Source organism: Specibacter sp. NPDC078709 (assembly GCF_040686795.1).
In the GTDB taxonomy this organism is placed as follows: Bacteria; Actinomycetota; Actinomycetes; order Actinomycetales; family Micrococcaceae; genus Specibacter.
Window position 1 is genome coordinate 517476 of sequence record NZ_JBFBLU010000001.1, and the last position, 23902, is coordinate 541377.

General features: G+C 61.5%; 25 protein-coding genes and 1 pseudogene. 14 read left to right on the forward strand and 12 right to left on the reverse strand.

Annotated elements, in window-relative coordinates:
• Positions 1–432: 432 nt before the first annotated feature.
• Entirely contained in the window at positions 433–2655 is a 2223-nt protein-coding gene (locus AB0P14_RS02260; protein ID WP_363837140.1) for an NADP-dependent isocitrate dehydrogenase, read from the reverse strand.
• A gap of 195 nt (positions 2656–2850) precedes the next feature.
• Here AB0P14_RS02260 and AB0P14_RS02265 point away from each other — a divergent pair, with 195 nt between their 5' ends.
• Positions 2851–3357 (forward strand): ferritin, encoded by a 507-nt coding sequence (locus tag AB0P14_RS02265; RefSeq protein WP_363837143.1) that lies wholly within the window; start codon positions 2851–2853, stop codon positions 3355–3357.
• Positions 3358–3481: 124 nt separating this feature from the next.
• On the opposite strand, the gene AB0P14_RS02270 is transcribed toward AB0P14_RS02265, so the two are convergent.
• Together AB0P14_RS02270 and purH are read right to left on the reverse strand one after the other, a co-directional pair.
• Complete coding sequence (locus AB0P14_RS02270; protein WP_363837146.1) at positions 3482–3616, reverse strand: hypothetical protein; 135 nt, start codon at positions 3614–3616, stop codon at positions 3482–3484.
• Positions 3594–5261: a bifunctional phosphoribosylaminoimidazolecarboxamide formyltransferase/IMP cyclohydrolase gene (purH, locus tag AB0P14_RS02275; RefSeq protein WP_363837149.1), complete on the reverse strand. Its 1668-nt coding sequence runs from the start codon at positions 5259–5261 to the stop codon at positions 3594–3596. Before purH ends, AB0P14_RS02270 begins: the two co-directional genes overlap by 23 nt.
• A 76-nt stretch (positions 5262–5337) precedes the next feature.
• Here purH and AB0P14_RS02280 point away from each other — a divergent pair, with 76 nt between their 5' ends.
• The 6 genes from AB0P14_RS02280 (at position 5338) to AB0P14_RS02305 (ending at position 11637) form a co-directional block, all read left to right on the forward strand.
• Positions 5338–6915: a glycoside hydrolase family 3 N-terminal domain-containing protein gene (locus tag AB0P14_RS02280; protein ID WP_363837152.1), complete on the forward strand. Its 1578-nt coding sequence runs from the start codon at positions 5338–5340 to the stop codon at positions 6913–6915.
• Positions 6916–7002: 87 nt separating this feature from the next.
• Positions 7003–7977 carry an N-acetylmuramic acid 6-phosphate etherase gene (gene murQ / locus AB0P14_RS02285; RefSeq protein ID WP_363837155.1) on the forward strand — a complete coding sequence of 325 codons (975 nt, stop codon included), beginning with the start codon at positions 7003–7005 and terminating at the stop codon, positions 7975–7977.
• Between the two features lie 21 nt (positions 7978–7998).
• The gene (locus AB0P14_RS02290; protein ID WP_363837158.1) at positions 7999–9099 is read left to right on the forward strand and encodes a serine hydrolase domain-containing protein; all 1101 of its coding nucleotides are present in this window, start codon (positions 7999–8001) and stop codon (positions 9097–9099) included.
• 48 nt (positions 9100–9147) lie between these two features.
• Positions 9148–10500: an MFS transporter gene (locus AB0P14_RS02295; RefSeq protein ID WP_363837161.1), complete on the forward strand. Its 1353-nt coding sequence runs from the start codon at positions 9148–9150 to the stop codon at positions 10498–10500.
• A gap of 92 nt (positions 10501–10592) precedes the next feature.
• Positions 10593–10895 carry a hypothetical protein gene (locus AB0P14_RS02300; RefSeq protein WP_363837164.1) on the forward strand — a complete coding sequence of 101 codons (303 nt, stop codon included), beginning with the start codon at positions 10593–10595 and terminating at the stop codon, positions 10893–10895.
• Positions 10896–11013: 118 nt separating this feature from the next.
• Positions 11014–11637 carry a VTT domain-containing protein gene (locus AB0P14_RS02305; protein ID WP_363837166.1) on the forward strand — a complete coding sequence of 208 codons (624 nt, stop codon included), beginning with the start codon at positions 11014–11016 and terminating at the stop codon, positions 11635–11637.
• 62 nt (positions 11638–11699) lie between these two features.
• On the opposite strand, the gene purN is transcribed toward AB0P14_RS02305, so the two are convergent.
• The 3 genes from purN to AB0P14_RS02320 form a co-directional block, all read right to left on the reverse strand.
• The gene (gene purN / locus AB0P14_RS02310; RefSeq protein ID WP_363837169.1) at positions 11700–12263 is read right to left on the reverse strand and encodes a phosphoribosylglycinamide formyltransferase; all 564 of its coding nucleotides are present in this window, start codon (positions 12261–12263) and stop codon (positions 11700–11702) included.
• A 34-nt stretch (positions 12264–12297) separates the two neighbouring features.
• Positions 12298–13620 (reverse strand): DUF6350 family protein, encoded by a 1323-nt coding sequence (locus AB0P14_RS02315; protein ID WP_363837171.1) that lies wholly within the window; start codon positions 13618–13620, stop codon positions 12298–12300.
• Between the two features lie 386 nt (positions 13621–14006).
• Positions 14007–14210: a cold-shock protein gene (locus AB0P14_RS02320; protein WP_038467205.1), complete on the reverse strand. Its 204-nt coding sequence runs from the start codon at positions 14208–14210 to the stop codon at positions 14007–14009.
• A gap of 508 nt (positions 14211–14718) precedes the next feature.
• Here AB0P14_RS02320 and AB0P14_RS02325 point away from each other — a divergent pair.
• The 5 genes and pseudogenes from AB0P14_RS02325 (at position 14719) to AB0P14_RS02345 (ending at position 17616) form a co-directional block, all read left to right on the forward strand.
• Positions 14719–15108, forward strand: a complete 390-nt coding sequence (locus AB0P14_RS02325; RefSeq protein WP_363837176.1) for a hypothetical protein — start codon at positions 14719–14721, stop codon at positions 15106–15108.
• A gap of 151 nt (positions 15109–15259) precedes the next feature.
• Positions 15260–15982 carry a DsbA family protein gene (locus tag AB0P14_RS02330; protein WP_363837179.1) on the forward strand — a complete coding sequence of 241 codons (723 nt, stop codon included), beginning with the start codon at positions 15260–15262 and terminating at the stop codon, positions 15980–15982.
• A gap of 2 nt (positions 15983–15984) precedes the next feature.
• Positions 15985–16824, forward strand: a pseudogene (locus AB0P14_RS02335) (cytochrome c biogenesis CcdA family protein).
• The gene (locus AB0P14_RS02340) at positions 16821–17285 is read left to right on the forward strand and encodes a hypothetical protein (protein ID WP_363837181.1); all 465 of its coding nucleotides are present in this window, start codon (positions 16821–16823) and stop codon (positions 17283–17285) included. The pseudogene AB0P14_RS02335 and the gene AB0P14_RS02340 overlap by 4 nt, the downstream one beginning before the upstream one ends.
• A gap of 181 nt (positions 17286–17466) precedes the next feature.
• Positions 17467–17616 carry a hypothetical protein gene (locus tag AB0P14_RS02345; RefSeq protein WP_363837185.1) on the forward strand — a complete coding sequence of 50 codons (150 nt, stop codon included), beginning with the start codon at positions 17467–17469 and terminating at the stop codon, positions 17614–17616.
• Between the two features lie 27 nt (positions 17617–17643).
• Here the strand turns inward: AB0P14_RS02345 and AB0P14_RS02350 are convergent, their stop codons facing one another.
• The 5 genes from AB0P14_RS02350 to AB0P14_RS02370 are packed head-to-tail and all read right to left on the reverse strand — an operon-like array spanning position 17644 to position 21949.
• Complete coding sequence (locus AB0P14_RS02350) at positions 17644–18546, reverse strand: alpha/beta fold hydrolase (RefSeq protein ID WP_363837187.1); 903 nt, start codon at positions 18544–18546, stop codon at positions 17644–17646.
• A 40-nt stretch (positions 18547–18586) separates the two neighbouring features.
• Positions 18587–20257 carry an acyl-CoA dehydrogenase family protein gene (locus tag AB0P14_RS02355; protein ID WP_363837190.1) on the reverse strand — a complete coding sequence of 557 codons (1671 nt, stop codon included), beginning with the start codon at positions 20255–20257 and terminating at the stop codon, positions 18587–18589.
• Between the two features lie 53 nt (positions 20258–20310).
• Entirely contained in the window at positions 20311–20772 is a 462-nt protein-coding gene (locus tag AB0P14_RS02360; protein ID WP_363837192.1) for a hypothetical protein, read from the reverse strand.
• Between the two features lie 38 nt (positions 20773–20810).
• Entirely contained in the window at positions 20811–21245 is a 435-nt protein-coding gene (locus AB0P14_RS02365) for a DUF1810 domain-containing protein (RefSeq protein WP_363837194.1), read from the reverse strand.
• The gene (locus AB0P14_RS02370) at positions 21242–21949 is read right to left on the reverse strand and encodes an alpha/beta hydrolase (protein WP_363837196.1); all 708 of its coding nucleotides are present in this window, start codon (positions 21947–21949) and stop codon (positions 21242–21244) included. Before AB0P14_RS02370 ends, AB0P14_RS02365 begins: the two co-directional genes overlap by 4 nt.
• 177 nt (positions 21950–22126) lie before the next feature.
• Here AB0P14_RS02370 and AB0P14_RS02375 point away from each other — a divergent pair, with 177 nt between their 5' ends.
• Together AB0P14_RS02375 and AB0P14_RS02380 are read left to right on the forward strand one after the other, a co-directional pair.
• Positions 22127–22585, forward strand: coding sequence for a helix-turn-helix domain-containing protein (locus AB0P14_RS02375; protein WP_363837199.1), 459 nt, complete (start codon positions 22127–22129; stop codon positions 22583–22585).
• Between the two features lie 39 nt (positions 22586–22624).
• A complete protein-coding gene (locus tag AB0P14_RS02380; protein WP_363837202.1) occupies positions 22625–23218 on the forward strand; it encodes a PIN domain-containing protein in 594 nt (197 codons plus the stop codon).
• A gap of 17 nt (positions 23219–23235) precedes the next feature.
• Here the strand turns inward: AB0P14_RS02380 and AB0P14_RS02385 are convergent, their stop codons facing one another.
• Positions 23236–23817, reverse strand: a complete 582-nt coding sequence (locus AB0P14_RS02385) for an XRE family transcriptional regulator (protein WP_363837204.1) — start codon at positions 23815–23817, stop codon at positions 23236–23238.
• Positions 23818–23902: the final 85 nt, after the last annotated feature.

Sequence of the window (23902 nt, forward strand, 5' to 3'; positions counted from 1 at the left end):
CATGCTCTCGACCCTACCCCCGGGTATGTGATACTCAGCACACTATTTGCGTAAAGATCTGGTAACAGATGCCCTACCGCGTATTTATCTTGCGCTCCAAGACGTACGACGGCGTGTCCCGCGCAAGATTCTTAGCCTCACCACTTATCCGCACTCACCTCGTGCGGGCCCATTGACGGCGTTTCCTGCTCCCGTTGTTGCACAACCTCCCGGCGCTCGATCCTTGGATTCCAAATCACAGTTGGTGCGAGAAAACCACCGAAATCACCGCGTCATCCGCGCTCTGGTTTCCACCAGCGATTCCGCCAGCGATTCCGGGCAGCAAAAAACCCGCCTCCACTAAGGAAACGGGTTGTTCGCTGCGTACTGTACAGCCCAGCGGCTTAGACAGACGCTAGACAGACGCTGCTAGGACTAAGCAGTCCAGCAAGACTAGGCAGTCAGTGCCGCAATGGTCTTGTTCAGCAGAGCCGACGGGCGCATGATGGCTGCGACCTTGGCTGCGTCGGGGTGGTAGTAGCCACCCAGATCGACGGGCGAACCCTGAACCTCGGCGAGTTCAGCGATGATCGCATCCTCGTTGGCGGTCAGCTCGGCTGCTACTGCTGCGAAAGCTGCGGCAAGTTCGGCGTCCACGGTCTGGGCTGCCAGTTCCTGGGCCCAGAACTTGGCCAGGTGGAAGTGGCTGCCGCGGTTGTCGATCTCGCCAACCTTGCGCTTCGGGGACTTGTTCTCGAGCAAGAAGGTTCCGGTTGCGCGGTCCAAGGTATCAGCCAGAATCTGCGCGCGGGCGTTACCTTCGGTCACGGCGAGGTGCTCGAAGCTGACGGCCAGTGCCAGGAATTCACCGAGTGAATCCCAACGCAAGTGGTTTTCCTTCAGAAGCTGCTGGACGTGCTTGGGAGCGGATCCACCGGCACCGGTCTCGAAGAGGCCACCGCCTGCAATCAGCGGAACTACGGAGAGCATCTTTGCGCTGGTACCCAGTTCCAGAATCGGGAACAGGTCCGTCAGGTAGTCACGGAGTACGTTACCGGTGACGGAGATGGTGTCTTCGCCGCGGCGGATGCGCTCAAGGGTGAAGGTAGTTGCCTTCTCCGGTGACAATATCTGGATGTCCAGTCCGTCGGTGTCGTGGTCCTTGAGGTATTCGTTGACCTTGACGATGAGGTTGGCATCGTGGGCGCGAGTCTCATCGAGCCAGAATACGGCCGGGGTGGCTGAGGCACGGGCGCGGGTGACGGCCAGCTTGACCCAGTCCTGAACCGGGATGTCCTTGACCTGGCAGGCGCGCCAGATGTCTCCAGCTTCGACGTCGTGCTGGATCAACACGGTGCCAGCAGCGTTGACGATCTGCACGGCGCCGGTTTCGCTGAGCTCGAAGGTCTTGTCGTGGCTGCCGTATTCCTCGGCGGCCTGAGCCATGAGACCAACGTTGGGAACGGTGCCCATGGTGGTGGGGTCGAAGGCGCCGTGTGCACGGCAATCATCGATCGTGGCCTGGTAGACACCGGCGTAGCTGCTGTCGGGCAGAACAGCGAGGGTGTCATGTTCCTGGCCGTCAGCACCCCACATGTGACCGGAGGTGCGGATCATGGCGGGCATGGAGGCGTCAACGATCACGTCAGAAGGGACATGGAGGTTGGTGATGCCCTTATCGGAATCGACCATGGCCAGAGCCGGGCCGTTCTCGTAACCGCTCTTGATGGCGGCTTCAACACCGGCACGCACGTCCTCGGGCAGTTCGCCCAATCCGTTGAGGATGGAAGCCAAGCCATTGGCCGGGCTCAGGCCGGCAGCTTCCAACGCTTCGCCGTAGTTGGCAAACAGTTCCGGGAAGTAGGCCTTGACTACGTGGCCGAAGATGATGGGGTCAGAAACCTTCATCATGGTGGCCTTCAGGTGCGCCGAGAGCAAGATGCCCTCTTCCTTGGCGCGGGCCACCTGAGCTGTCAGGAATTCATCCAGCGCTGCGGCGCGCATGACGGTGCCGTCAACAATTTCGTTGGCCAAAACCGGGAAGGAATCCTTCAACACGGTGGTGGTGCCATCGGCGGCAACGAACTGAATCTTGATCTTGTCATCGGCTTCGATGACAACGGACTTCTCGTTGTGGCGGAAATCGCCGGAATCCATGGTTGCGACGTTGGTCTTGGAGTCAGCGGACCAGGCACCCATGCTGTGCGGGTTGGCCTTGGCGTAGTTCTTGACAGACAACGGTGCGCGGCGATCCGAGTTACCTTCGCGCAGGACCGGGTTCACGGCGCTGCCCTTGATCTTGTCGTAGCGGGCGCGAACGTCTTTTTCCTCATCGGTGGAGGGATCGTCCGGGTAGTCCGGAAGCGCGAAGCCCTGGCCCTGCAGTTCGGCAATGGCTGCCTTCAGCTGCGGGATGGAGGCGCTGATGTTCGGCAACTTGATGATGTTGGCATCCGGGCTCTTGGCCAGGGCGCCCAATTCGGCCAGTGCGTCGCCAACGCGCTGCTCATCGTTGAGGTATTCGCCGAAAACGGAAATGATACGACCGGACAAGGAGATGTCACGGGTCTCTACGTCTACGCCAGCGGTGGAGGCGAAGGCCTCAACAATCGGCAGAAGTGAGTACGTGGCCAACATGGGCGCTTCGTCTGTCAGGGTGTAAATAATTTTGGCCATGGGTGAAGCCTCTTCCTGCGAAAATTCAATGGATTACTTAAGAATCTGGTGATCTTCTTTCCCTCCTAACTTACCCGAGAGAGCGGTTTTGGCCGCTATCGGAGAGTTTGGTGACGCACAGAGCGACACTCGCTAGAAGTGAACTTAGCCTTGCTTACTGTGCGAAGTAGAGGATTTCGCCGTAGCTTAGAAGTTATGGAACTTAAAGGAAAACTCGCAGACGCCATCAACGACCAAATCACTCTCGAAATCCAGGCTTCGGTGGTTTACCGCCAGCTGGCTATCGAAATGGAAGTCCTGGACTTGCCCGGGATCTCCGGCTGGTTCTTGGCCCAGTCGGCCGAGGAACTGGTACATGCTCAGAAATTCACCAGCCATATGACGGACCGGAACGCCACTCCCAAGATCGGCACCATCACGGCCCCGAACGTCACCATTAACTCGGTACTCGAAGCATTCGAGGCCTCCTTGGCGCACGAGCAGAAGGTCTCCGAATCTATTCGTAACCTGTACCGTCTGGCCATGGCGGAGGGCGATATTGACTCGATCCCGCTGTTGAACTGGTTCGTTCAGGAGCAGTTGGAAGAAGAAGCATCCGTGGGTGAAATCATTGGCCGCGTAAAGCTGATCAGCGAGGACGGCAACGGCCTGTTGCGTTTGGATGCCGAGCTCGGCTCCCGCCAGGCCCCGCCCGTAGCCTAGCCCGCCCCGCTCCCCCACCTTTCGGGGTGTTTCCCGACGCCCCCGACGTTCGTTTTTAAGGACGACGGCGGGAGGTCACCTTTTCACAAAAGGTGACCTCCCGCCGTCGTACTTCAGAGGAAAACTAGCGGCGACGCATCGCTACCACGATGCCAACCAGCAGGGCCAAGAACGCCAGCGTGGCCACACCGATGATCAGCGTGGCGAGCACGCCGGGTTGCCACAGCCACTCCATGTTAATGGAAGAAGTGGCGCGCACCGGTGAAGTACATGGTGATGCCTGCTGCGTTGGCCGCGGCGATGACTTCCTCATCGCGCACGGAACCGCCCGGCTGGACCACGGCGCGGACACCGGCGTCGAGCAGGATCTGCAGGCCGTCGGCGAACGGGAAGAACGCGTCCGAGGAGGCCACGGCGCCGATGGAGCGCTGGACCGAGGCACCGGTTGTACCTGAGGCGCCGCCGGCTGCGTCAACATCGGATTCCACCGTGACCCCGAGCGTGTTGGCGCGCTCAACGGCCAACTTGCAGGAGTCCACGCGGTTGACCTGGCCCATGCCGATGCCCACTGCGGCGCCGTTATTGGCGAGCAGAATGGCGTTGGACTTGGCTGCACGCACCGCGGTCCAGGCGAACTTCAGGTCCGCGAGGGTCGACTCGTCGGCGGGGGCGCCGGCTGCGAGGGTCCAGTTGGCGGTGTCGTCGCCGTCGGCGTCAACCTTGTCGGACATCTGGACCAGCATGCCGCCGGAAACCTGACGAACCTCGGCCGGGTAACGGCCGTAGCCCTCAGGCAGGGCGAGCAGGCGAATGTTCTTCTTCGCCGAGAGGATCTCCACGGCTTCGGGCTCGAAGTCCGGTGCGATGACAACCTCAGTGAAGATGCCGGCAACCGTGCGGGCCATGGCGGCCGTGACGGTGCGGTTAGCTGCGATGACGCCGCCGAATGCGGAGAGCGGATCGCAAGCGTGAGCCTTGGCGTGTGCGTCGGCGATGGGGTCTGCGGCATCCGGGGAGGCCACGGCCACGCCGCACGGGTTGGCGTGCTTGATGACGGCAACGGCCGGCTCATCGAAGTCGAAGGCTGCGCGGAGTGCGGCATCGGCGTCAACGAAGTTGTTGTAGCTCATGGCCTTGCCGTGGAGCTGGTCTGCCTGAGCAATGCCCGACGGCGCACCCTTGTCCACATACAGCGCTGCCTGCTGGTGGGGGTTTTCTCCGTAACGGAGCACCTCGGAGCGTTCCAGCGAGTAGCCGGCGTAGGCGGGCCAGTCGATGACGCCGTCGCCGTCTTCATCGAGGAACTGAGCGGATGTCCAGGCTGCCACGGCGTTGTCGTAGGCGGCCGTGTGAGCGAAGGCTGCCGCCGCCAGACGCTGGCGGGCGCCGAGAGTGAAGCCGCCTTCATTAGCTGCGGTAATGACGGAGCCGTACTTGGCCGGGTCAACAACGACGGCAACGGAGGGGTGGTTCTTGGCTGCGGCCCGGACCATGGAGGGTCCGCCAATGTCGATCTGCTCAACAACAGCGTCCTGGCCGGCACCGGAGTTAACAGTGTCAACGAACGGGTACAGGTTGACCACGACGAGGTCGAAGGGCTCGATGTGCATTTCTTCGAGCTGGTGCACGTGGTCCGGCAGGCGGCGGTCGGCCAGGATGCCTGCGTGGATCAGCGGGTGCAGGGTCTTCACGCGGCCGTCGAGGCACTCCTGAAAACCAGTTACCTGGGAAACTTCGGTCACGGGAACGCCAGCGGCGGCGATTCGCGCAGCGGTGGAACCGGTGGAAACAATGGCAACACCGGCGGCGTGCAGGCCAGCGGCCAACTCCTCCAAACCGGTCTTGTCGTAGACCGAGATCAAAGCTCGGCGTAGGGGAACACGGTTAAGAGGAACACTGGTCACAGAAAATCTCCAAGGGTGGCTTGATGGTGGCGACACATAAAGTTTAGGCCACATCCGCGCCGGTAGGATCTCCCTTATGACTTCCAGTGATCTTCACCACGCACCACTGCCAGTAAATGGCTGCTCCCCCGCCTTTGAAAGTGAACTCCCGGCAGATCTCCCCCGTCTGATCAACCAGGTCATCCTCCCCGGCTTTGTTGGCACGACTGTGCCACAGTGGCTGGAAACGGCCCTCGGGAACGGGCTGGCCGGCGTCGTGTATTTCAGCCACAACATTGACCCTGACGCGCCGGAGCAGGTGACGGCACTGTCCGCAGCCATCCGCGCCGCCAACCCCAGCGCCGTGATTGGGGTCGATGAAGAGGGCGGGAACGTCACCCGTTTGCAGGCCCGCGACGGCTCCACCATCCCCGGCGCCGCAGCTCTGGGAGCGCTGAACGAGCTGGCCACCACCGAGGCCGCCGGCCGCGCCATTGGCCGGCTGTGCCGCGAGGCGGGCATCAACTTGACCATCGCCCCGGTGGCCGACGTCAACACCAATCCGCTGAACCCGGTGATCGGCGTGCGTGCGTTTGGCGCCGACACCGCGCTGGTGAGCGTGCACACCGCCGCAGCAGTCACAGGCATCCAAACCCTGGGTGTGGCCGCCTGTGCCAAGCACTTCCCCGGGCACGGCGACACGGTGGCCGATTCGCATATGGACACCGCCCGCGTGGAGCTTTCCATGGCCCAAATGAGCGCGTTGCATCTCCCGCCGTTCCAGGCCGCGGTGGACGCCGGGGTGGCCGCCATGATGAGCGCGCACATCATCATCCCCGAGCTCGGCGAAGCCCCCGCAACCCTCAACCCGGCTGCGAGCGCGCTACTGCGAGACATGGGGTACGACGGCGTGCTCATCACCGATGCGCTGGACATGGCTGCCGTGCGCGCCACTGTTGGCCCGGGTGAGGGCGGCGTGCTGGCGCTGCTGGCCGGCAACGATTTGCTCTGCGTGGGCAACCCCCTGAACGCCTACACCACGGGCCGCGATGACGAGTCCTGCTACACCGAGGTGTACGAGGCACTCTTCGCCGCCGCCACTTCCGGCCGCCTGCCCGTCGAGGTGTTGCGCCGCGCCGCCGCCCGTGTGCAGGCCTTGGCTCAGTGGTCCGCTGGGGAGCTCACCACTGCCTTGGACGTCAAGGAAGCGGACGACGACGTCGATTGGGTTTCGGTAGCTGCCCGCGCCTGCCGCTTCGACTCACCAAGCGCAAAGCCCTCTCTCGCCGGAGCTGGCTCTGTCACCTTGGTGGATGCTCGCACCGGGCACAATATGGCAGCTGGCCCCACCGAGAACTTCCTGGCTACCGCTCTGAACGGCTACGGCGTCACCACCTTGGAAGCAGCCGAACTCTCCGGAGCCGAGGTGGAGGTGGCCCTCATGCAGGCCCAGGCCGACCCCGCTGGCAGCAGCACTGTTTTGGTGTTGGTCGATTCCTTGGCTTCGACCGATCAGCTGGAAATCTTGGAATTGGCTTTCGCCACGGCGCCACAGGCAGTGTGCATCAATGCTGGTCTAGCCCCGGAGTCCCCCACGGGATTTGCCGCCATCCACGCTCACGGTTTCAGCCGCGTCACCGCCCAAGCTGTGGTCCGTGTGCTGGAATCTGCTTAGGTCCTCCCGGCAAGCCCACGCCCGGCCAGTACCCGCCGCTCAGCGTCCAACACGCCCCGCAGCCCCACGTTCTTCCAGAAAGTAACCATGAGCTCCCCTGAAAACACTGAAACCACTGAAACCACCGAACCCACTGCGACCACCATCGACTCCGTCCGCGCTGAGATCGGCACCCTCGTCACCGAGGCCGCCAACCCGAAGTACCCCGACCTCGCAGCCCTATCCACACAGGAACTTGTCGCCGGAATGAACAGCGAGGACGCCCTGGTCCCCGCCGCTATCGAAAAACAGCAAGAAACCATCGCCACCATCATCGAGGAGATCGCCGCCCGCATGTCCCGCGGTGGACGCCTCATCTACGTGGGTGCAGGAACTCCCGGCCGTATGGGCATCTTGGACGCCAGCGAATGCCCTCCCACGTTCGGCACTGACCCGTCCTTGGTGGTCGGGGTCATCGCCGGAGGCCGGGCTGCCGTCAACCAAGCAGTGGAAAACGCCGAGGACTCCGAGGAAGCAGGCGCCGCAGACATGGCCGCTCTCACCCTGAGAGCGAACGATTCCGTGGTGGGCATGGCCGCCTCCGGCCGCACTCCCTACGTCATCGCCGCCATCAAGGCCGCCCGCGCGCAGGGCGCCTACACCGTGGGCTTCTCCTGCAACACGAACTCGCTCCTGGGCGCCGCGGCTGACACTGCGCTGGAGATCGAGGTGGGCCCCGAATTCCTCTCCGGCTCCACCCGCCTGAAATCCGGCACCTGCCAAAAGCTGGTCCTGAACATGATCAGCACCATCACCATGGTCCGCCTCGGCAAGACCTACAAAAACGTCATGGTCGATCTCCGCGCCACCAACGCCAAACTCCACGCACGCAGCGAACGTACCCTCATGCGCGTCACCGGCTGCGACGCCGCCACCGCCACCGCAGCTCTCACCGCGGCCGGCGGACATGTCAAGGCAGCTATCCTGGCCATTATGACCGGCCTTCCCGCCGAGCAGGCCGCCACCCTGCTGGCCGAGAACGCAGGCTTCCTCCCGGCGGCCATTGACGCCGGCACCGAATAGTACGACGACGGAGATCACCTCATGAGCGCTCCTCACCTTTCCCCCCTGCAGGCTCCTGCTCTCTCGTCACGGACGGAGTTACGCGGCGCTCTTCAGCGCCTGCTGAATGAGGCCGTAGCTGAGCGCATTGCACCTGCCGTGAGCTGCGCCGTCGTGCTTGGCGGTAGTGAACTGCCCGTCCTGACAGCTGGCAAGGCCGGGCCGGATACCTTCTTTGACTTGGCCTCGATCACCAAACTGTTCACCACGGTCACGACGTTGGCGTTAGTGGACCGCGGGGTATTGGAACTGGATGCACCGATTGGGCGGCACTTGCGTCCTTACTCCCGAGGGAGGAAATCCACGGTGACGCTGCGGCATTTACTCACGCACACCTCTGGGCTGCCATCGGAGTGGAAAGGCTGGCGTACCCGCTTGTCCGAAGGCCGCGGCTTCCACCGGACTGAATTGATCGCCGATCTGCTGACTCTGGATTTGGCCGCCGCGCCGGGGACTCGCTTTGAGTATTCTTGCGCGGGCTTCAACACGGTCATGGCGCTGGCCGAGCACGTCACGGGCACACCATGGGCGGAACTGGTGCAGTACCGGGTGTTGGAACGGCTGGCCACCCACGACATCACGGGAGCTCCGCGCCTTGAGCACTGTGCTCCCACCGAATATCAACCGGGGCTGGGCCGCGGGATGGTGCGTGGGATTGTCCACGACGAGGCGGCGTGGTCGTTGGGCGGTCTGAGTGGAAATGCCGGAATGTTCGCCACAGCCGATGGGCTGCGTATTTTCGGCACCTCCTTACTCGAGGGCTTGCCGGGCATCCTCTCCCCCACCTTGGCCGCAGACATGTGGCGACGGCAGTTACCTGAGATGTTGGGGGCGCACTTCACCGCCGACGAACCGGGCTTTGGCCAGGGGCTTGGGCTGCGCATCAATCAGCAGCCGTGGATGGGTGATGAAGGCACGCATGCCCGCGGGCACGGCGGCTTCACGGGTACCTCACTCTTGGTGGACAAGAACAAGGGCGTAGTGATTGCCTTACTGACTAACCGGGTGAACCCCAGCCGGGACGGGGATGACGTTACGAGCCTGCGCAAGTCTGTGTCCGACGTCGTCTATTCTTTTGCCTAGTGAAGCTGTGCCTATTGAGATGCTGCGGCCAATGAGAAGGAAGGCGCCATGAGTGCCCCACAAATCGCCCTGACCGGTGACCGTGTTGTCCAAGAGCTGCCCTGGAAGTGGCGTGTGCAGGGCAGCATTTTCCTCATTGGCGGGCTCGGTTTCATGTTCGACGCCTGGGATGTGACGCTCAATGGTTTCCTGATTCCGCTGCTGTCCAAGGAATGGGGGCTCTCACCCGGGCAGGCGGCGTGGATAGGCACCGCGAACCTGATCGGCATGGCCGTTGGCGCCTTTGCGTGGGGGTCTATTGCGGACATTATTGGGCGTAAAAAGGCGTTCACGCTGACGCTGCTGATCTTCTCGCTGTTCACTGTGCTCGGTGCTTTCTCAAACGAGATTGTGCTGTTTTGCGTGTTCCGCTTCATGGCCGGTTTTGGGCTGGGCGGCTGCATTCCGGTGGATTATGCGCTGGTGGGCGAGTTCACCCCGCGCAAGCACCGCGGCCGCGTGCTGACTGCCATGGATGCTTGGTGGCCCATCGGGGCGTCGCTGTGCGGTGTGGTCTCGGCGCTGCTGATGGCTTGGTTTGGTGACTGGCGTTTCCTGATGCTGGTCATGGTTTTGCCAGCGCTGCTGGTGTTTTGGGTCCGCGTGGGTGTTCCGGAATCGCCGCTATACCTGGTGCGGGCGGGGCGTCCGGCCGAGGCCAAGGCCGTGATTGACTCTTTGATCCAACGGACCGGCGCGGATGTTGGGGAATGGGTGCTGCCGGATCCCGCCACTGCTCCGAAGCTCTCGCTGGGCAAGGTCACCGAGCAGTTGGCGGGACTGTGGCGCTTCAACTGGCGCATCACCGGCGTTGCCTGGTCGCTGTTCCTAACCATCTTGTTGGTCTACTACGGCGCACTGACCTGGATGCCGTCCATTCTGGTGTCCACTGGCTACGCCGAAAATAAGGCTTTTATGGCCACGGCGGCCATGACCGGGATCGGGCTGCTCGGCGTGATTGCCGCTGCCCTGCTGGTGGAGAGAGTTGGCCGGAAATGGATTCTGGCCATCACGGGTCCGCTGGCAGCCCTCTCCTTGGTGATCTTCGCGCTGGTGCTGGATGCTCCCCTAGCCTCACAAATCTGGCTGCTGGTGTTTGGCTTCGTCATCCAGGTGGCCATCCCGGTCCTCTACACCTATGTGTCAGAGCTGTACCCCACGCATCTGCGGGCCACCGGCTTTGGCTGGGCCTCCACCATCTCGCGGGTGGGCGCCGGCTTGGTGCCGCTGATCTTCGGCTCCATCCTGTGGCCGGTACTGGGCCTGCCGCTGACATTTGCGCTGACCGGCGGCCTAGTGCTGCTGGCCGTGATCTGGATGGCGTTCTCGGCCCCCGAAACCAAGGGCGCAGCACTGGACTAAGTGCCAGTGTGGATCGCAGCAACGCCCAGCATTCATCCACCTTGAGCAGGTAGTCTATTGCCGACCATAAATCCCCTGTGTAAGGACTATCAATGAGTGCCCTGCTTCCCACTGCCTTCGCCACCGCCGGACTCCTCGGCGGATATCAGACAGCACGTGTCACCAAGAACCGTCAGTTGGGCGGCGCCGTGCTGGCTGCCGCGGGTGCCGCAGCGTTTATGGGCTGGAAGAAGAACTCCGGGACCGGGACCGCCGTTGCCCTGACCCTCGGCTACGTGGCAGCTTTTGGCGGTTCGCACCCACTCGCCAAGAAGATGGGCTCTTGGCCAGCGGTCTACACCGTCACCGCCGCAACAGCTGTTGCCTCGTTGGCGTTTGGCCGTGCCAAAAAGTAGCTCCTGAAGGATTGGGATGCTGGCACCCAGTGCGGCTGCCCGCATCCCGTCCACCAGAGGGGTCGTAGACTATGACTCTTAGCAATTCACGCATCATCGCTGCGAGAGAAAGGTAGCCATGGACCTCGCCGCCGATACCACCGGCTTCCTCTCGAGCTTCTGGATTTACCTGATGGGCGGGGGTTTTGTCATGGCCTCGGCCATCATCCCGCCCATTCCCAGCACCACAGTCTTCGTGGCCTTGGGCGCCATTGCCGGACTCGACGGCGGACCCGCTGCGGTCCCGCTGGTGCTCGCCATGATGGCTGGTGCCATGGCCGGAGACCTGCTCACTTATTGGGGAACCAAGTTATTGGGCCACACACGTTGGGGCGCGAACCGTGGTCCCCGGCGTCAGCGCGCCGTTGATGCGGCCACCCGCAGACTGCGTCAGCGCCCGTTCATTTTCATGCTGACCTCGCGGTTCATTCCGCTGGGGCGCTTGTCTTCCAACATTGCCGCCACCATAGCTGGCTACCCACTGCAGGCCTTCACCGTGTTTTCGCTGGTGTCGGCAGTGATTTGGTCAGTGTATTCGGTGGGTATCGGCATTCTGACCCAGTTCTGGCCCGGGATCTCCATCCAAGTGGCCGTTGTCATTGCGATTGCTGTGTCGCTAGCCCTGGGCTGGCTCTTGGGAAAAGTCTCCGCCTGGTTCCTGGACAGAAAAAACCCACAGCAAGTACCCGCCGCCGTTCCTTAAGGGCATGGCGCAGAGCAAAGCATGGCGCAGAGCGAAGTCATGCCGCACAGCGAGAGAAGAGATCAGGCGCGGGCTAGATCGCCCAGAACCTTGATGAGCAGTTCGCGTTCGGCCACTTTGATGCGTTCGTGGAGTGAGTCCTCTGTGTCGTCGGGGAGGATGGCCACGGGTGTTTGGGCGATGATGGGTCCGGTGTCCACACCGGCGTCGGCGAAGTGCACGGTGCAGCCGGTGACTTTCACGCCGTAGGCCATGGCGTCGCGGACGCCGTGAGCGCCCGGGAAGGCCGGGAGTAGGGCCGGGTGCGTGTTGACGTAGCGGCCCTCGAAAGCGTTGATGAAGCTGGGGGCCACAATGCGCATGAATCCGCTGGAGACCACGTAGTCCGGCTTGTAAGAAGCTACCTTTTCCAGCAGCGCCGCGTCCCATTCGGTGCGGGTGGAGTAGTCCTTGAAGTTCACGACAAAAGTTTCCAGGCCGGCGTCGGCCGAGCGCTGAACACCAAAAGTGTCGGGCCGGTCAGCACCCACCGCAACGATCTCCAGGGGCAGACTGCCGTCGGCGACGGCGTCGATCACGGCTTGAAGATTTGAACCAGTTCCGGAAACTAAAACAACTATGCGCATGCCCTCAATTTTAGGGGCAAGAGGCGGGCAAGCCCTATTCGGGGTGCTCTTCAGGACGTCGGGGAAGAGCCATCGACGGGCGCTCTCCTTCTAGCCATGGCCCGGCTAGGGCACCGATCATGACACCGACAGCGACTTCAATTCCTAGCCACATCGCCGCGCTTAGCGGATCCGGGCCCACCTGGGTCAGCCGGCCAATGCCGACCGAGCCTTGCGATATCCAGAACAGGATCCCGCTAAGGAAAGCTGTCACAGCACCAATGACTGCGCCGAGGAAAAGCGTGGAGACCGGCAGGGAGATCCAACGCTGGCGCACCTTGAGGGAGAACCATTCGTCGAAATGGTTCTCGCCAGCACGAATAAACCACCATCCGGCGAGGACACCGGCGGCTACGGGAACGATCAGAGCGGCGAACCCCCAAGACAATTCACCAACTGGCAGCGCCGCCAACAGTGGAATGGGCGGCACGGGAGCCACGCTGGTGGCCAGCGGGGACACGGTGGAGCCAACGCCTAAAGCGAAGCCATCCCCGCCTGTCCATGCCAAGGTCCAGATGGCTAGGTTGGGCATGAACCCCAGTTGGGCCAAGGTCAGCGCGGCACCCCCCACGGCTCCGGGACGTAAGGCTTGGTAGACACCGACGATGTCGTTCCAGCGTGCCATGACGGTGATGGTCAGCAGCAGGGCTGAAAGGGCGAGTGCGGCCATGGTCGCCACGAAACTGGCCCGCACCGCAGAGACTGCATAGGACCCAGCCCAGCGTTGGTCCTGACTGGTTCGAGAGATCCAATCTGCGGCATTGACGCCAATGAGTCTGCCCCAGGAACCTGCCTCTAGACGGGAGCCGATGATCAGGCCGGCCCCGGCCGGGATGAGCGGGATCAACGTGCTGGCAATCAGTGGTGCACTAACCTCGGGTGAACTGCAGACAAAAGCAGTGGCGAGTCCGGCGCCGGCGTATACGGCCAGGGCACCGAACAAAGGCTGCCACAGCTGGTCCGTGTAGGAGGCGCGAGCCAGGCGGCGACCGGAGCGCCACGAGAGTAAGAAGGGAATCAGGACCAGTCCCAGTGGTAAAAGACTGAAGAAGCCTGTTTCCAGTGATGCAGAACTGGGCCCGCTGGTCTGAGTCAGTTCCAGTGGAACACCGTGGCCAAGCAGCCAGATATGGCCCGCCAAGCGGGCTGCTACCGATACGTCCTGCTGAGCAAAGCCTCCCGTAAACCAGGTGGCTGCCAACGGAATGGCCACAATGAGCGCCGAGATCACGAACATCTGGGTGGCTTCAAAGGCCCCTTGCAGCCACAGCGGCATAGGTATTCCGTTGCGCTGGGGCAGGTCCGCTTTGCTGTTCATCGTCTTCAATGGTGCCACATGGCAGGCCATGGGCTTGTCAACGGCGCTAGTTTAGTTGGCCACAGGGCTTCAGGGTGGGTCCGGGACCGGACTGCAGGCCCGGCTATGTGTTACGGGTTGGAATTGAAAACGCAGATGATGCGATGAAAATCGTGAATCTGTCGCGTCTGCTGCAGTCTCGAACAGGTTCAGCGCATCATCTGCTGTTTCGAAGCAGAACCGGTAGCAGAGACTAAAACGGCGCCTAAAAGTAGAGGCCAATACGGGGATTACACGAGAGCTTAAACGCAGCTTTAAAACACATAAGGCCCGGGATATCCCGGACCTTATGTGTTCAAGCCGCTAGGCCTAAAGAATATGCGGTTGCCCGCAAGTTTTCTTTAGAATTAGATAGCCTGGATGTTGACTGCCTGAGGACCCTTGGGACCCTGCTCAACATCAAAGGAAACCTTCTGGTTTTCTTCGAGGGAGCGGTAGCCCGAGGAGTTGATCGCGGAGTAGTGCGCGAAAACGTCCTGTGACTGGTCATCGGGAGAGATGAAGCCGAAGCCCTTTTCAGCGTTGAACCACTTGACGGTACCTGTTGCCATTATTTCTATTTCCTTCTGAAGTTGGAGATTCCGCCCGACCTTCGGGCCTCCGTGTACGGTGTAAGTCCGCTTCTCCAGAAAAGCGACGTCTTCCCCGAAAGGATGGCGTCGCTTCAACTACAAAAAACGCAACACTACAACTGCCTCTAAGTATACATGTCTGTAGCGGTCGTGCCACTTTTTACTGAGAGGTGCATCACCCAAGGGCTCAACTGGTAGATATGTCGCGGCCAGATCGTTGATTTTCCGCGGTTCTTGAATTGGGAATTGCGATATGTCACTCAGTGTTTCCCAAAAGTTTACCGGGCATGTCGCGTAATAGAGGGCGAAACATTGCAAAGTGCCCGCGATTCAGTATCCACCCATCCCTGATGGTGCCACCCATCCCTGATGTAGATCGGAGGTATGGCTGACGTATAGTTGTGCCCAATGTGCTGGATCCGCGAACGGGCACCACTATGACTAGGCACAGCCAGGAACAGCTAGGAACAAAGGCGAGGGGACGATCATGCAACGCACTAGCATGTCACTGCGCCTCGTCACTCAGGCACTGGTTCTAGCTTTTATTGCCTTAGTACTGGTGGTGGCTGGCTGCACAGGAGCCCAGGCATCCTCGAAGCAACTGGCTGCAGCAACTCCGGTGTCTACTGTTCTTATAGAGACCACTCTTGTAGCGAGCACCGCAGTGGATCGGCCTCCGGTCTGTATACCGGGCCGCGACAAGACCCGGGTGGAGACCAACGCAGCCTCCCCGTCATCTGCTGCGCTGCACTACTGCCCCACGGGTATCTCGGTGCGAACCGCAGCCCACCTTGGCAATGACAGCCGGGCGTCGCAACTCTCAGGGCGAATCCCTGCAGCTTTGACGCATCTGGATCTTGGGATCGTACGGACGTAGACGTAGCTGCGCCGCACCCAACTTGGCGATTAGTGCCAAGGGTGAGTGTCCGGCGTCGAACGTGTCCTTATATACATGGAGCGCTGCCGAGCGTCCGCACTCTTGAGCGGTCGCGGTCCGGGTGCGCCCGCACATTCCAAGAGAGTTTCCCATGACCATGAAAAGCACCAGGAATTTGATCCTGGCATTGGTGATTGCTGCCGTCGTTGTTCTGAGCATTATTTTTGTAGGCGCCGCCGCGCAAGAGGACCGGCTAAAGGCTGCCACCCCAACCCTTACACCTACTACGACGGCGTCCGCCGCGGGGCAGCCGGCCCCAGAATTTACGCTGGAGCGGAGGGTCGACGGCGATCCGATGTCCTTGGGTGCCGTGGACGCTCCTGTGGTGATGATTGAGTATTCGGATTACCGGTGCCCGTTCTGCGGTGTTTATGCGCGGAAAACGCAGCCGGAAATCATCAAGAAGTATGTGGATACCGGGAAGTTGCGCATTGAGTGGCGTGATCTGCCCGTGTTGGGTGAGGCCTCGGCGACGGCGGCTGTGGCGGCTCGTGCGGCTGGCGAGCAGGGGCTGTTTTGGGAGTTCAACGAGGCGGTTTATGCGGCGGCGCCCGAACGCAGCAAGGCTGAACTGTCCGAGCCGGAGCTGACGGCGTTTGCCCAGCAGGTGGGTGTGCCGGATATGGCCAAGTTCTCCACGGATTTGAAGAGCCCGGCGTTGATGGCGTTGGTGCAGGCAGATTTACAGGAAGGCACCTCGTTGGGGTTGAACAGCACGCCCACGTTTGTCATTAATAATCATGCGATTCCCGGTGCGCAGCCCATGGAGATTTTCTCCCAAGTCATTGACCAAGCGTTGGCACAGGTTCCGTAGCCGTGGATATTGGATATACCGGGGCGTTGCTGGGCGGGATTCTGACACTGCTCAGCCCGTGTTCGGTCATGCTGTTGCCGGCATTTTTTGCGTACGCCTTCGCTAGTCCCACTCAACTGTTGGGCCGCACGGCGTTGTTTTATGCTGGACTGCTGACAACGCTGGTGCCGTTGGGGCTACTGGCCGGGCTGTTGGGTTCGCTCGTCACGCAAAACCGAGGGGTGCTGGTCACTGTCGCTGCGGGGATTGTCATGGTAATTGGTGTCTTGCAGATCATCGGCGTGGAGTTTCCGGGCCTGAGCCGCCGCGCCGGAGGGACGTCCGCTGTCTCTGTCTTTGTGCTCGGTTCCGTGTAGGGCGTGGCCGGCGTTTGTGCTGGGCCCATCCTCGGGTCGGTGCTGGCGGTGGCTGCTGCTGGCGGAAATCCTGTGTACGGCGGGATCATGCTGGCCATTTTTGCTTTGGGCATGGCGCTGCCGCTGAGTGTCCTCTCGCTGTTCTGGACCAAGCTGCGTCTAGGTCAGCGCGGTTGGCTGAAACCGCGCCGCATCCGGATCGGACCGTGGGAAAACTCCCTGTGGATGCTGGTATCAGGGGCACTCTCGGTGGCGATCGGCGTGCTGCTACTGACAACCCAAGGGACCTCATCGCTGGGCAGCATGCTCAGCATCGATGCCCAGTACGAGGCGGAATCGTGGGTGGTGGCGTTTTCCGCAGGGATCCCCAACGTGTGGTTCGGCGTGGCTGCGTTGGCCGTGCTGGCGGTGGCCGGCGGGCTGTATATGTGGCGGGCGCGGAGGGCTGAAAAGGCTGCTGCAGCACGTCAGGTAGAGGCATCATGATCGCCACCGTGGTGCAGAATCTGCGCTACTGGCCATTGCGGCGCTGGCTATCCGGCGCCGCGGCAGCCGTGCTCATTTACGTGGTGGTGGCCATCCCCACGGTGCTGATCCCCAACAATTTCTTCAGCCGCGAGATCCCGCCAACGTGGTGGTCCTACACGGCATTGGGCCTCAGCTCGCTGATCACCGGGCTGCTCGTGGCGACTTACGTCGCCTCCCCCATTGCCCGCACGGGGGCCACCAACAAGTCGGGCGTTTTCGCCTCATTGCTCACATTCTTCGCCGTGGGCTGCCCCGTGTGCAACAAGCTGGTGCTGCTGGCGCTGGGCACCACCGGCGCCATGAAGTTCTTCGAGCCGTTCCAGCCCATTCTGGCTGTGCTCTCCATCGGCCTGCTGGTGTGGGCCCTGCTGCGCCGGATTTCCCAGGAGAATGCTTGCCCGGTTCCTTCCTCTTTATAAGGGAAGTACGACGGCGTCACCCGCCTCCCTTCCCTGCCCCACCATCCCGCGCGGATGTGTGGGCAGACCGGCGTTCGCGAAGGTGGCGCCCACGCTGTCATGAAAGTCGGAGGCAAGTGAACGGTGGCTCCGCATCACTACGAAATCGACGAGATCACAGCCAAGTGGACCAGCCAGCAGATTGACTGGACATAGGGACGTGCGAGTCATCGCCTCAGCGGAACGCAGCGGCGAGCACTGGAGCATTGAGGTTCCTGAGCTGGACGGGGCGTTCACCTCGGCCAAGCGCCTTGGCCAGGTGCAGCCCGATTGGGGATGGGCGCTGCAATGAGTGGCGCTGTTGTGCGTGCAAAATAGATTAGTTCTGCTGGCCGTCTGACAGCTTCCCTTCAAGCCACGACGCAACCTGCGGCCACAGGCCGTCCCGCAATCCTCGGCGGAAGAATCCCATGTGGCCAATGGCCGGGACCCCGAAATCGGCAGGGGAATACGTGCGCCGCTCAACCTCGGCCACCACAAGGCGGTCCGTGATGGCTTCGATTTGCTGCGGCGTGGCCCATGGATCGTCGCTGAAGCCGATGGACAGCAGCGGGGCGGTGATCATTGCCGCCCGCTCGGCTGCACGCATGCTGGGATCGTCAAAGAAATAGCCGGGCAGCTTCGACCACCGGCTCCATTCGAGCATGGCCGCCGCCGGAAAATCCTCACCAAGGCCCAGCTTGCTACCCGGCATATAGCCGAGCACCCTGCTGGCCAGCGGTCCGGCCGCGCTGAGAATCAGCCACACCTTCGCCCGCTCCGCCAGCCCGCGAACTGTCGCCGTCACCCCGGCATGCGAGGCAATCCCCACAACACCGCTGAGCCCCTCAACACCTGATCCTAGGGCCAACGCATGGGCGCCCACACTGTGCCCGATCGCAAAGCGGGGCAGATCCGGGAACTTGTCGGCGGCCCACCCGGCAACGTCCGGAACATCCTGGTCCATCCAATCGCGTACGCGCACTTCCGGATGGGCTTGCGGAGCTCCGGAGCGGCCCGTGCCGCGGTAATCGTAGGTCACCACGGCGTATCCCAGCTCCGCGAGGTAGCCCGAGAATCCTGAATACAGCCGCTCGGGAACGGCGGTCGCCGGGTGGATGACCACTAGGGCACGCGGTTCCCGGCCGGTTGGCTCTCGCAACGTGCCGCGAAGCTGCCCGCCACCCCGCGAAGCAATGGACAGATCGGTGGATGCCACAAGATTGCTCACATTGTTACCCATGGGTAACATGATAGCCGCCCAGCACAGATTTGCCTGCTCGTTATGCCCGCGCCAAAATCCCTGTGAGATCGGATGACGGCGGGAGGTTGCCATAGTTGAAAGAGCGGTCAGGCCCCAGCCGGGAGACAACAAACGCCTCGGACACCGCTGTGGGTGCTGCTCTCAGCAGGAGTGAGGCCTGCAACGCCAGCGCCATGCGCTCCACCACGGCCCGTGCTTGGCCAGCAAAATCCTGCGGGGAGTGCCGTACAGGGGCCAGTTGTTCCATGAGTCGAGCGAGGAAATCATCGAAGATCCGGTGGGCTCCCGAGGCCAAGCGAACCTCAGCAAGGAAGGCCTCCACCGATTCGGGATCCGTGGCCATGGCTCGCAGGACATCGAGGGCGATGACGTTTCCGGTTCCTTCCCAGATCGCCATGACCGGTTGCTCCCGATACCGCATGGCGAGCGGGAAATCCTCGATATACCCATTGCCACCCAGGCATTCCATGGCCTCATAGGCGTGGTTGGGGCCACGCTTGCAGACCCAGTATTTGGTGACCGCAGTAGCAAGGCGCCGGAAGGCACGCTCGGAGGGGCCGGCGTCGTCATCAAAAGCGCGGGACAGGCGCATGCTGACGGCTGTGGCGGCCTCCGATTCCAGGGCAAGGTCGGCCAGGACGTTGCTCATGGCTGGCTGGTCAACTAGCCGTGAGCCGAAAGCGCGCCGATGCCGGGCGTGCCAGACGGCTTCGGCAACAGATTGGCGCATGCCGGCGGCGGTGCCCAAAATGCAGTCGAGGCGGGTTCGCCCCACCATACCCATGATCGCGCGCACTCCGCGGCCGGGATCGCCAATCCGCCACCCCACGGTGTTGGCAAATTCCACCTCTGAAGAAGCATTGGACCGGTTGCCGAGCTTGTCCTTGAGCCGCTGAATCAAGAACGGGTTCCGTTCGCCGCCGGGCAATACCCGCGGGACTAGGAAACAGCCCAGACCGGCATCGTCTTGCGCAAGCACCAAGAACGCGTCCGACATCGGTGCCGAGCAGAACCACTTGTGCCCCGTCAAGAGAAAGTGGTCTGCGGCGGGTACGGCACGAGTGGTGTTGGCACGGACATCTGAGCCGCCCTGTTTTTCCGTCATGGCCATGCCAAAAAGTGCGCCCGGCTTATCCGCCGACAACCCTGGTGAGTAGTTGCGCGAATACAGCCGCGGCAGCCACTCCCCCGCCAGCTCCGGAGCGAGACCAATGGATTCCACCGCAGCATGACTCATGGAAATCGGACAGGCATGTCCGGGCTCCACTTGCGCAAAGAGCATGAACTGGGCCGCACGCAGGGCGCTGGCACCCTTGCCCGGCTGCTCCCACGCGGAGGTGTGCGCGCCCGCCGCGACGGCCTGGCCAAGAACGCGGTGATACGAGGGATGATATTCCACCTCGTCAATCCGCTGCCCATACTTGCTGTGGGTGTGCAGGATGGGCGGATTCTTGTGGGCTAGGCGCGCGTCATCTTGGACCTTCGCTGAACCTACGACGGCGCCCGTTGCCTCGAGCGCGGCGGTGGCACCGGCGCTGACCCCACCAAAGTTCATGAGGTGCTCTTGGAGCGGAAGGTTCAGCAAGTACTCGTTAATGTCCACACGAGGTGGCGGCTGATTGCTGACGTAGTGCGTGGGGTAGCTAGCTGAGTGGGGGTCTGCCGTGATGCCGGCGTCGTTGGCGGTCATGGGTACAGGCTACGCCGCGAGTCAAGACTGCACGTGGGGTGAACCAGAACTAGCTACTTCGACGGCTTGGATTTCTTGAACGCTGATGCGTCGCCCTCAAAATAGTCAGATACGTGGAGCAGGTGACCACTTTGGGCGTAGCTATCAGCCGCTGCGCCGAGAGTTTCAAACAGGAAGTTGTTTCCACGTCGTGGCACGCTCCACCCAGTGGCGGTCACGGCGTGGTTTCCGTAGGGGTCAATTCCGGCGGTGACGCGAACATCGACCGTCAGTTCCCAGCGCTGGAGCTTTTTGGGGAGCAAAAAACCGGGGAAATACTCACTGCCAGCAAGTAGGTCCTTCCACAGCGCCCCGTACCGGAGTTTGACGGGACTTTGGCCAGGCTCTGAAACAACCCGGAACTTTTCCTTGATGAGTGCCTGCACAAAGGGAAGAACGGGGTGGGCAACTGCAGCGTCCACAATGTAAGTGCGCGCAGGAAAAAGCAATGTCCCCCGGGATTTCGACTCAGTCATGCCCCAAGAGTATCCGGCAGCATGACTGCCTGAGGAATTCAGGACTGCGAGCGCCAGCGGGCCAAGATGCTTTCGGTTTTCGGGTCCAGATCGCCTGAGTAGAACTGGTCCAGTATTTCGCCGAACAGCGGCTCCTCCGGCGCGGCCTCTTGAAAGAGCGTCATGGATGATTGGAGCTTTCTGGCATCAACTGCACCAAAGATCTCTTCAGCGTTGCGATGGTGACTGCCCAGTGTCAGCCCGGCACACTCTCGAAGCCGGGCGCCAAGAACGGGATGTGCTGCATAGGCCGCAGCTTCTGCCTCCGACTCTATGGCATACAGCTTTGCCCAAGGGCTGGATCCAAGGCCGCGCACCTGCGGGAAGATAAACCACATCCAGTGGCTGGCTTTGAGCCCGGAGGCCAGCTCCCTAGTGACGTCGTCATAGATAGGGTCCTGCGCTTCAACGAAACGATCGAGCTGATGGCTCATTCAGTTTCCTCCTGTGGGTTGGCGGTCAGCATGTCACGGCAGGCCCTGTCAAGAAATTCGGCCACCTCGCGCGGACGGGACAACAACGGGGCGTGGCTAGTTGAAAGCTCCGTGATGACTGCTCCCATGCGCGCAGCCATCTCGCGCTGCAACTCCGGGGGCACGCACCGATCGGCGGTTGCCACCAGGTAGACAGTGGGTAGGTCCAACCAGGCTGGCGGGCCGACTTTCACGCGGTCGAGCCCAATCCGCACCATGCGTTGAGTCGCTGCAGCGACGGCAACATCCTCGGCGGGCGCGTCGGCCGCAAGTAGCTCGCCAAACGTTGACCGGTTGATGTAGGTGTAATCGCCAGCCACAACAACATGGTTCGGGATCTCGTTCCCCGAGTATTTACGCGAGAGCCCACTGACGGACTCCCCCTCGGCCGGCGCAAAGGCAGCAATGTATGCCAGCGCGGTCACGGCCGCAACTCCTCGGGCAGCCTCACCGATCACCGCTCCCCCATAGGACCAGCCCACCAACAGCACAGGCCCCGAAACTGTCGCGATGGTGCGGCGAACTGAGGCAACGTCGTCGTCAAATGATTCGAGGGAAAGCTGGGCGGCGACGGGCTCATGACCTAGGGCACGCAGCTCTGTGATGGCCTTGGCCCAGCTCGAGCCGTCGGACCACAAACCATGCACCAAAACAATCGTCGCCATGCGAGCTCCCCCGTCGTTTTGCCTCAACGTACCAAATATTGTCCGCATTGCACCAGGCCACAAGACCAACACGCCGACCACACAAATCGTTGCCAAGTATGGTTCACAAGAGCCCTCCCCCAGATTTGCACTTACTGCACTTAGGTGCAATTATTAACATATCTGAAAGGAGTCGCAATGGCGACCATACGTGCCGCGCGTGAACTGAACACCATCGACCTCACGCCCACCGAAATTCAAGAAGCCAAGACGGTGATCCTGAGATTTAAAGACGTCCGACCGCAGGACCTCCGCATCAAGATCGAGACCAGCGACGGGCTTGAAGTGGGGCTGCCTGCTGGCTTGGTTCGGCTGCTCCACATGGTCCTCAACCTGGCGTCGTCGGGTCAACCTCTATCGTTGAGCCAGCCACCGGCGGTGTTGACGAGCGTCGAAGCCGCAAAAGCCTTGGGTATGTCTCGACCAACGCTGCTCAAGCTGGCGGATGAGGGAAAAATCGCCTCAACAAAAGTTGGAACACACACTCGCTTTGCCCACGAAGACATCCGCAAGTTTGCTGATCAAGTCCAGAATCAGCGCAGGGCCTCATTCGACGAGTTCCGCGACTTTGAGGACACGCTCGGCATTGTGGGCTGAGTTGCGGAAATTCAGGCCTCTGGCTGCATAGCATCAGGTATGCAGCCAGGGGCCACAAGAGTTTTTCTCGATGCCAACATCCTCTATTCGCGAACTCTTCGTGATTGGTTTTGCCTCCTGTCACAAGAAAGCGGCCTCGATGGTATCGCCCTATTTTGGAGCGAAGACGTCTGGGCAGAGGTGATCTATCACCTGCGGAAAGCGAATCCACATCATTCCGATGCACAAGTTGGCGGCTGGAGGCGGCGACTACTCGAGGGATTTCCGGATGCCATGGTCACCAACTACGTCATCGATCCACAGTTCTTGGCTGGTGACCCCTGCGATGCCCATGTCATTGCCGCCGCTCAAAAGGGCGCAGTGGACTACATGGTCACCAGCAACATCAAGGACTTCGCAACCCTCGCAGACATCTTGGATTTCGAAATTTACGACCCTGACTCGTTCCTTTGTCTTATCGCCGAACGTCGTCCTGCCGCGACATATGCAACAACGAAGCGGCAACTTAAATACTGGAAAATGAAGGCTGGCGCCAAGGAGCTGCCAAAAGCCCTGAGCGATGCCCGAGCTCCACAGTTTGCGGGCAAGGTCAAGACGATTCTCCAACAAATAGCATTGAGAGCCGACTACTAATCCACGCCAGGCCCCCCCTACCTGGCCGGCGCAGCCCGGACATGCATCCGTTCACCCTGCGGGCCAAAGAGCGTCAGAAATTCAACGCTGTCTGTAGTGGCGCGGCCAAACCAATGCGGAGTGCGGGTGTCGAACTCGGCGGCTTCACCCTGTTTAAGCACGAAGTCCCGCTCCCCCAAGACAACGCGCAACTGACCCCGCAGGACATACAGCCACTCATACCCTTCATGGACTTGCGGGGTGGGCTGGGGCAAGGAGGCACCGCCCGGCAGCACCAACTTGAACGCTTGTACTCCGCCGGTCCCGCTACTCAACGGCAGGTACGTCTGCCCGTTGCGTTTGAACGGGCGCAGGTGAATCCGCGGATCCCCCGTTGCTGGCGCGCCGACCAACTCATCCAACGGCACCGCATGCGCCCGCGCCAGCGGCAACAACAATTCAAGATTTGGTCGGCGCTGACCGGACTCCAGACGCGAAAGCGTACTGACAGATATCCCAGTTGCCGCAGCCAAGTCCGCCAACGTCAGGGACCTTTGCAGACGCAGCGCCTTCAACCGCGGCCCAACACCGGATAGCACTTCTTCGGCCTCCTTAGTCATAGCCCCAGTTTGCCATTCCAGCAACAAACATTGCCAGTACTACACCCCTAGGCGCACGCTTGAAAGACCAAATAGACTTAGCAAA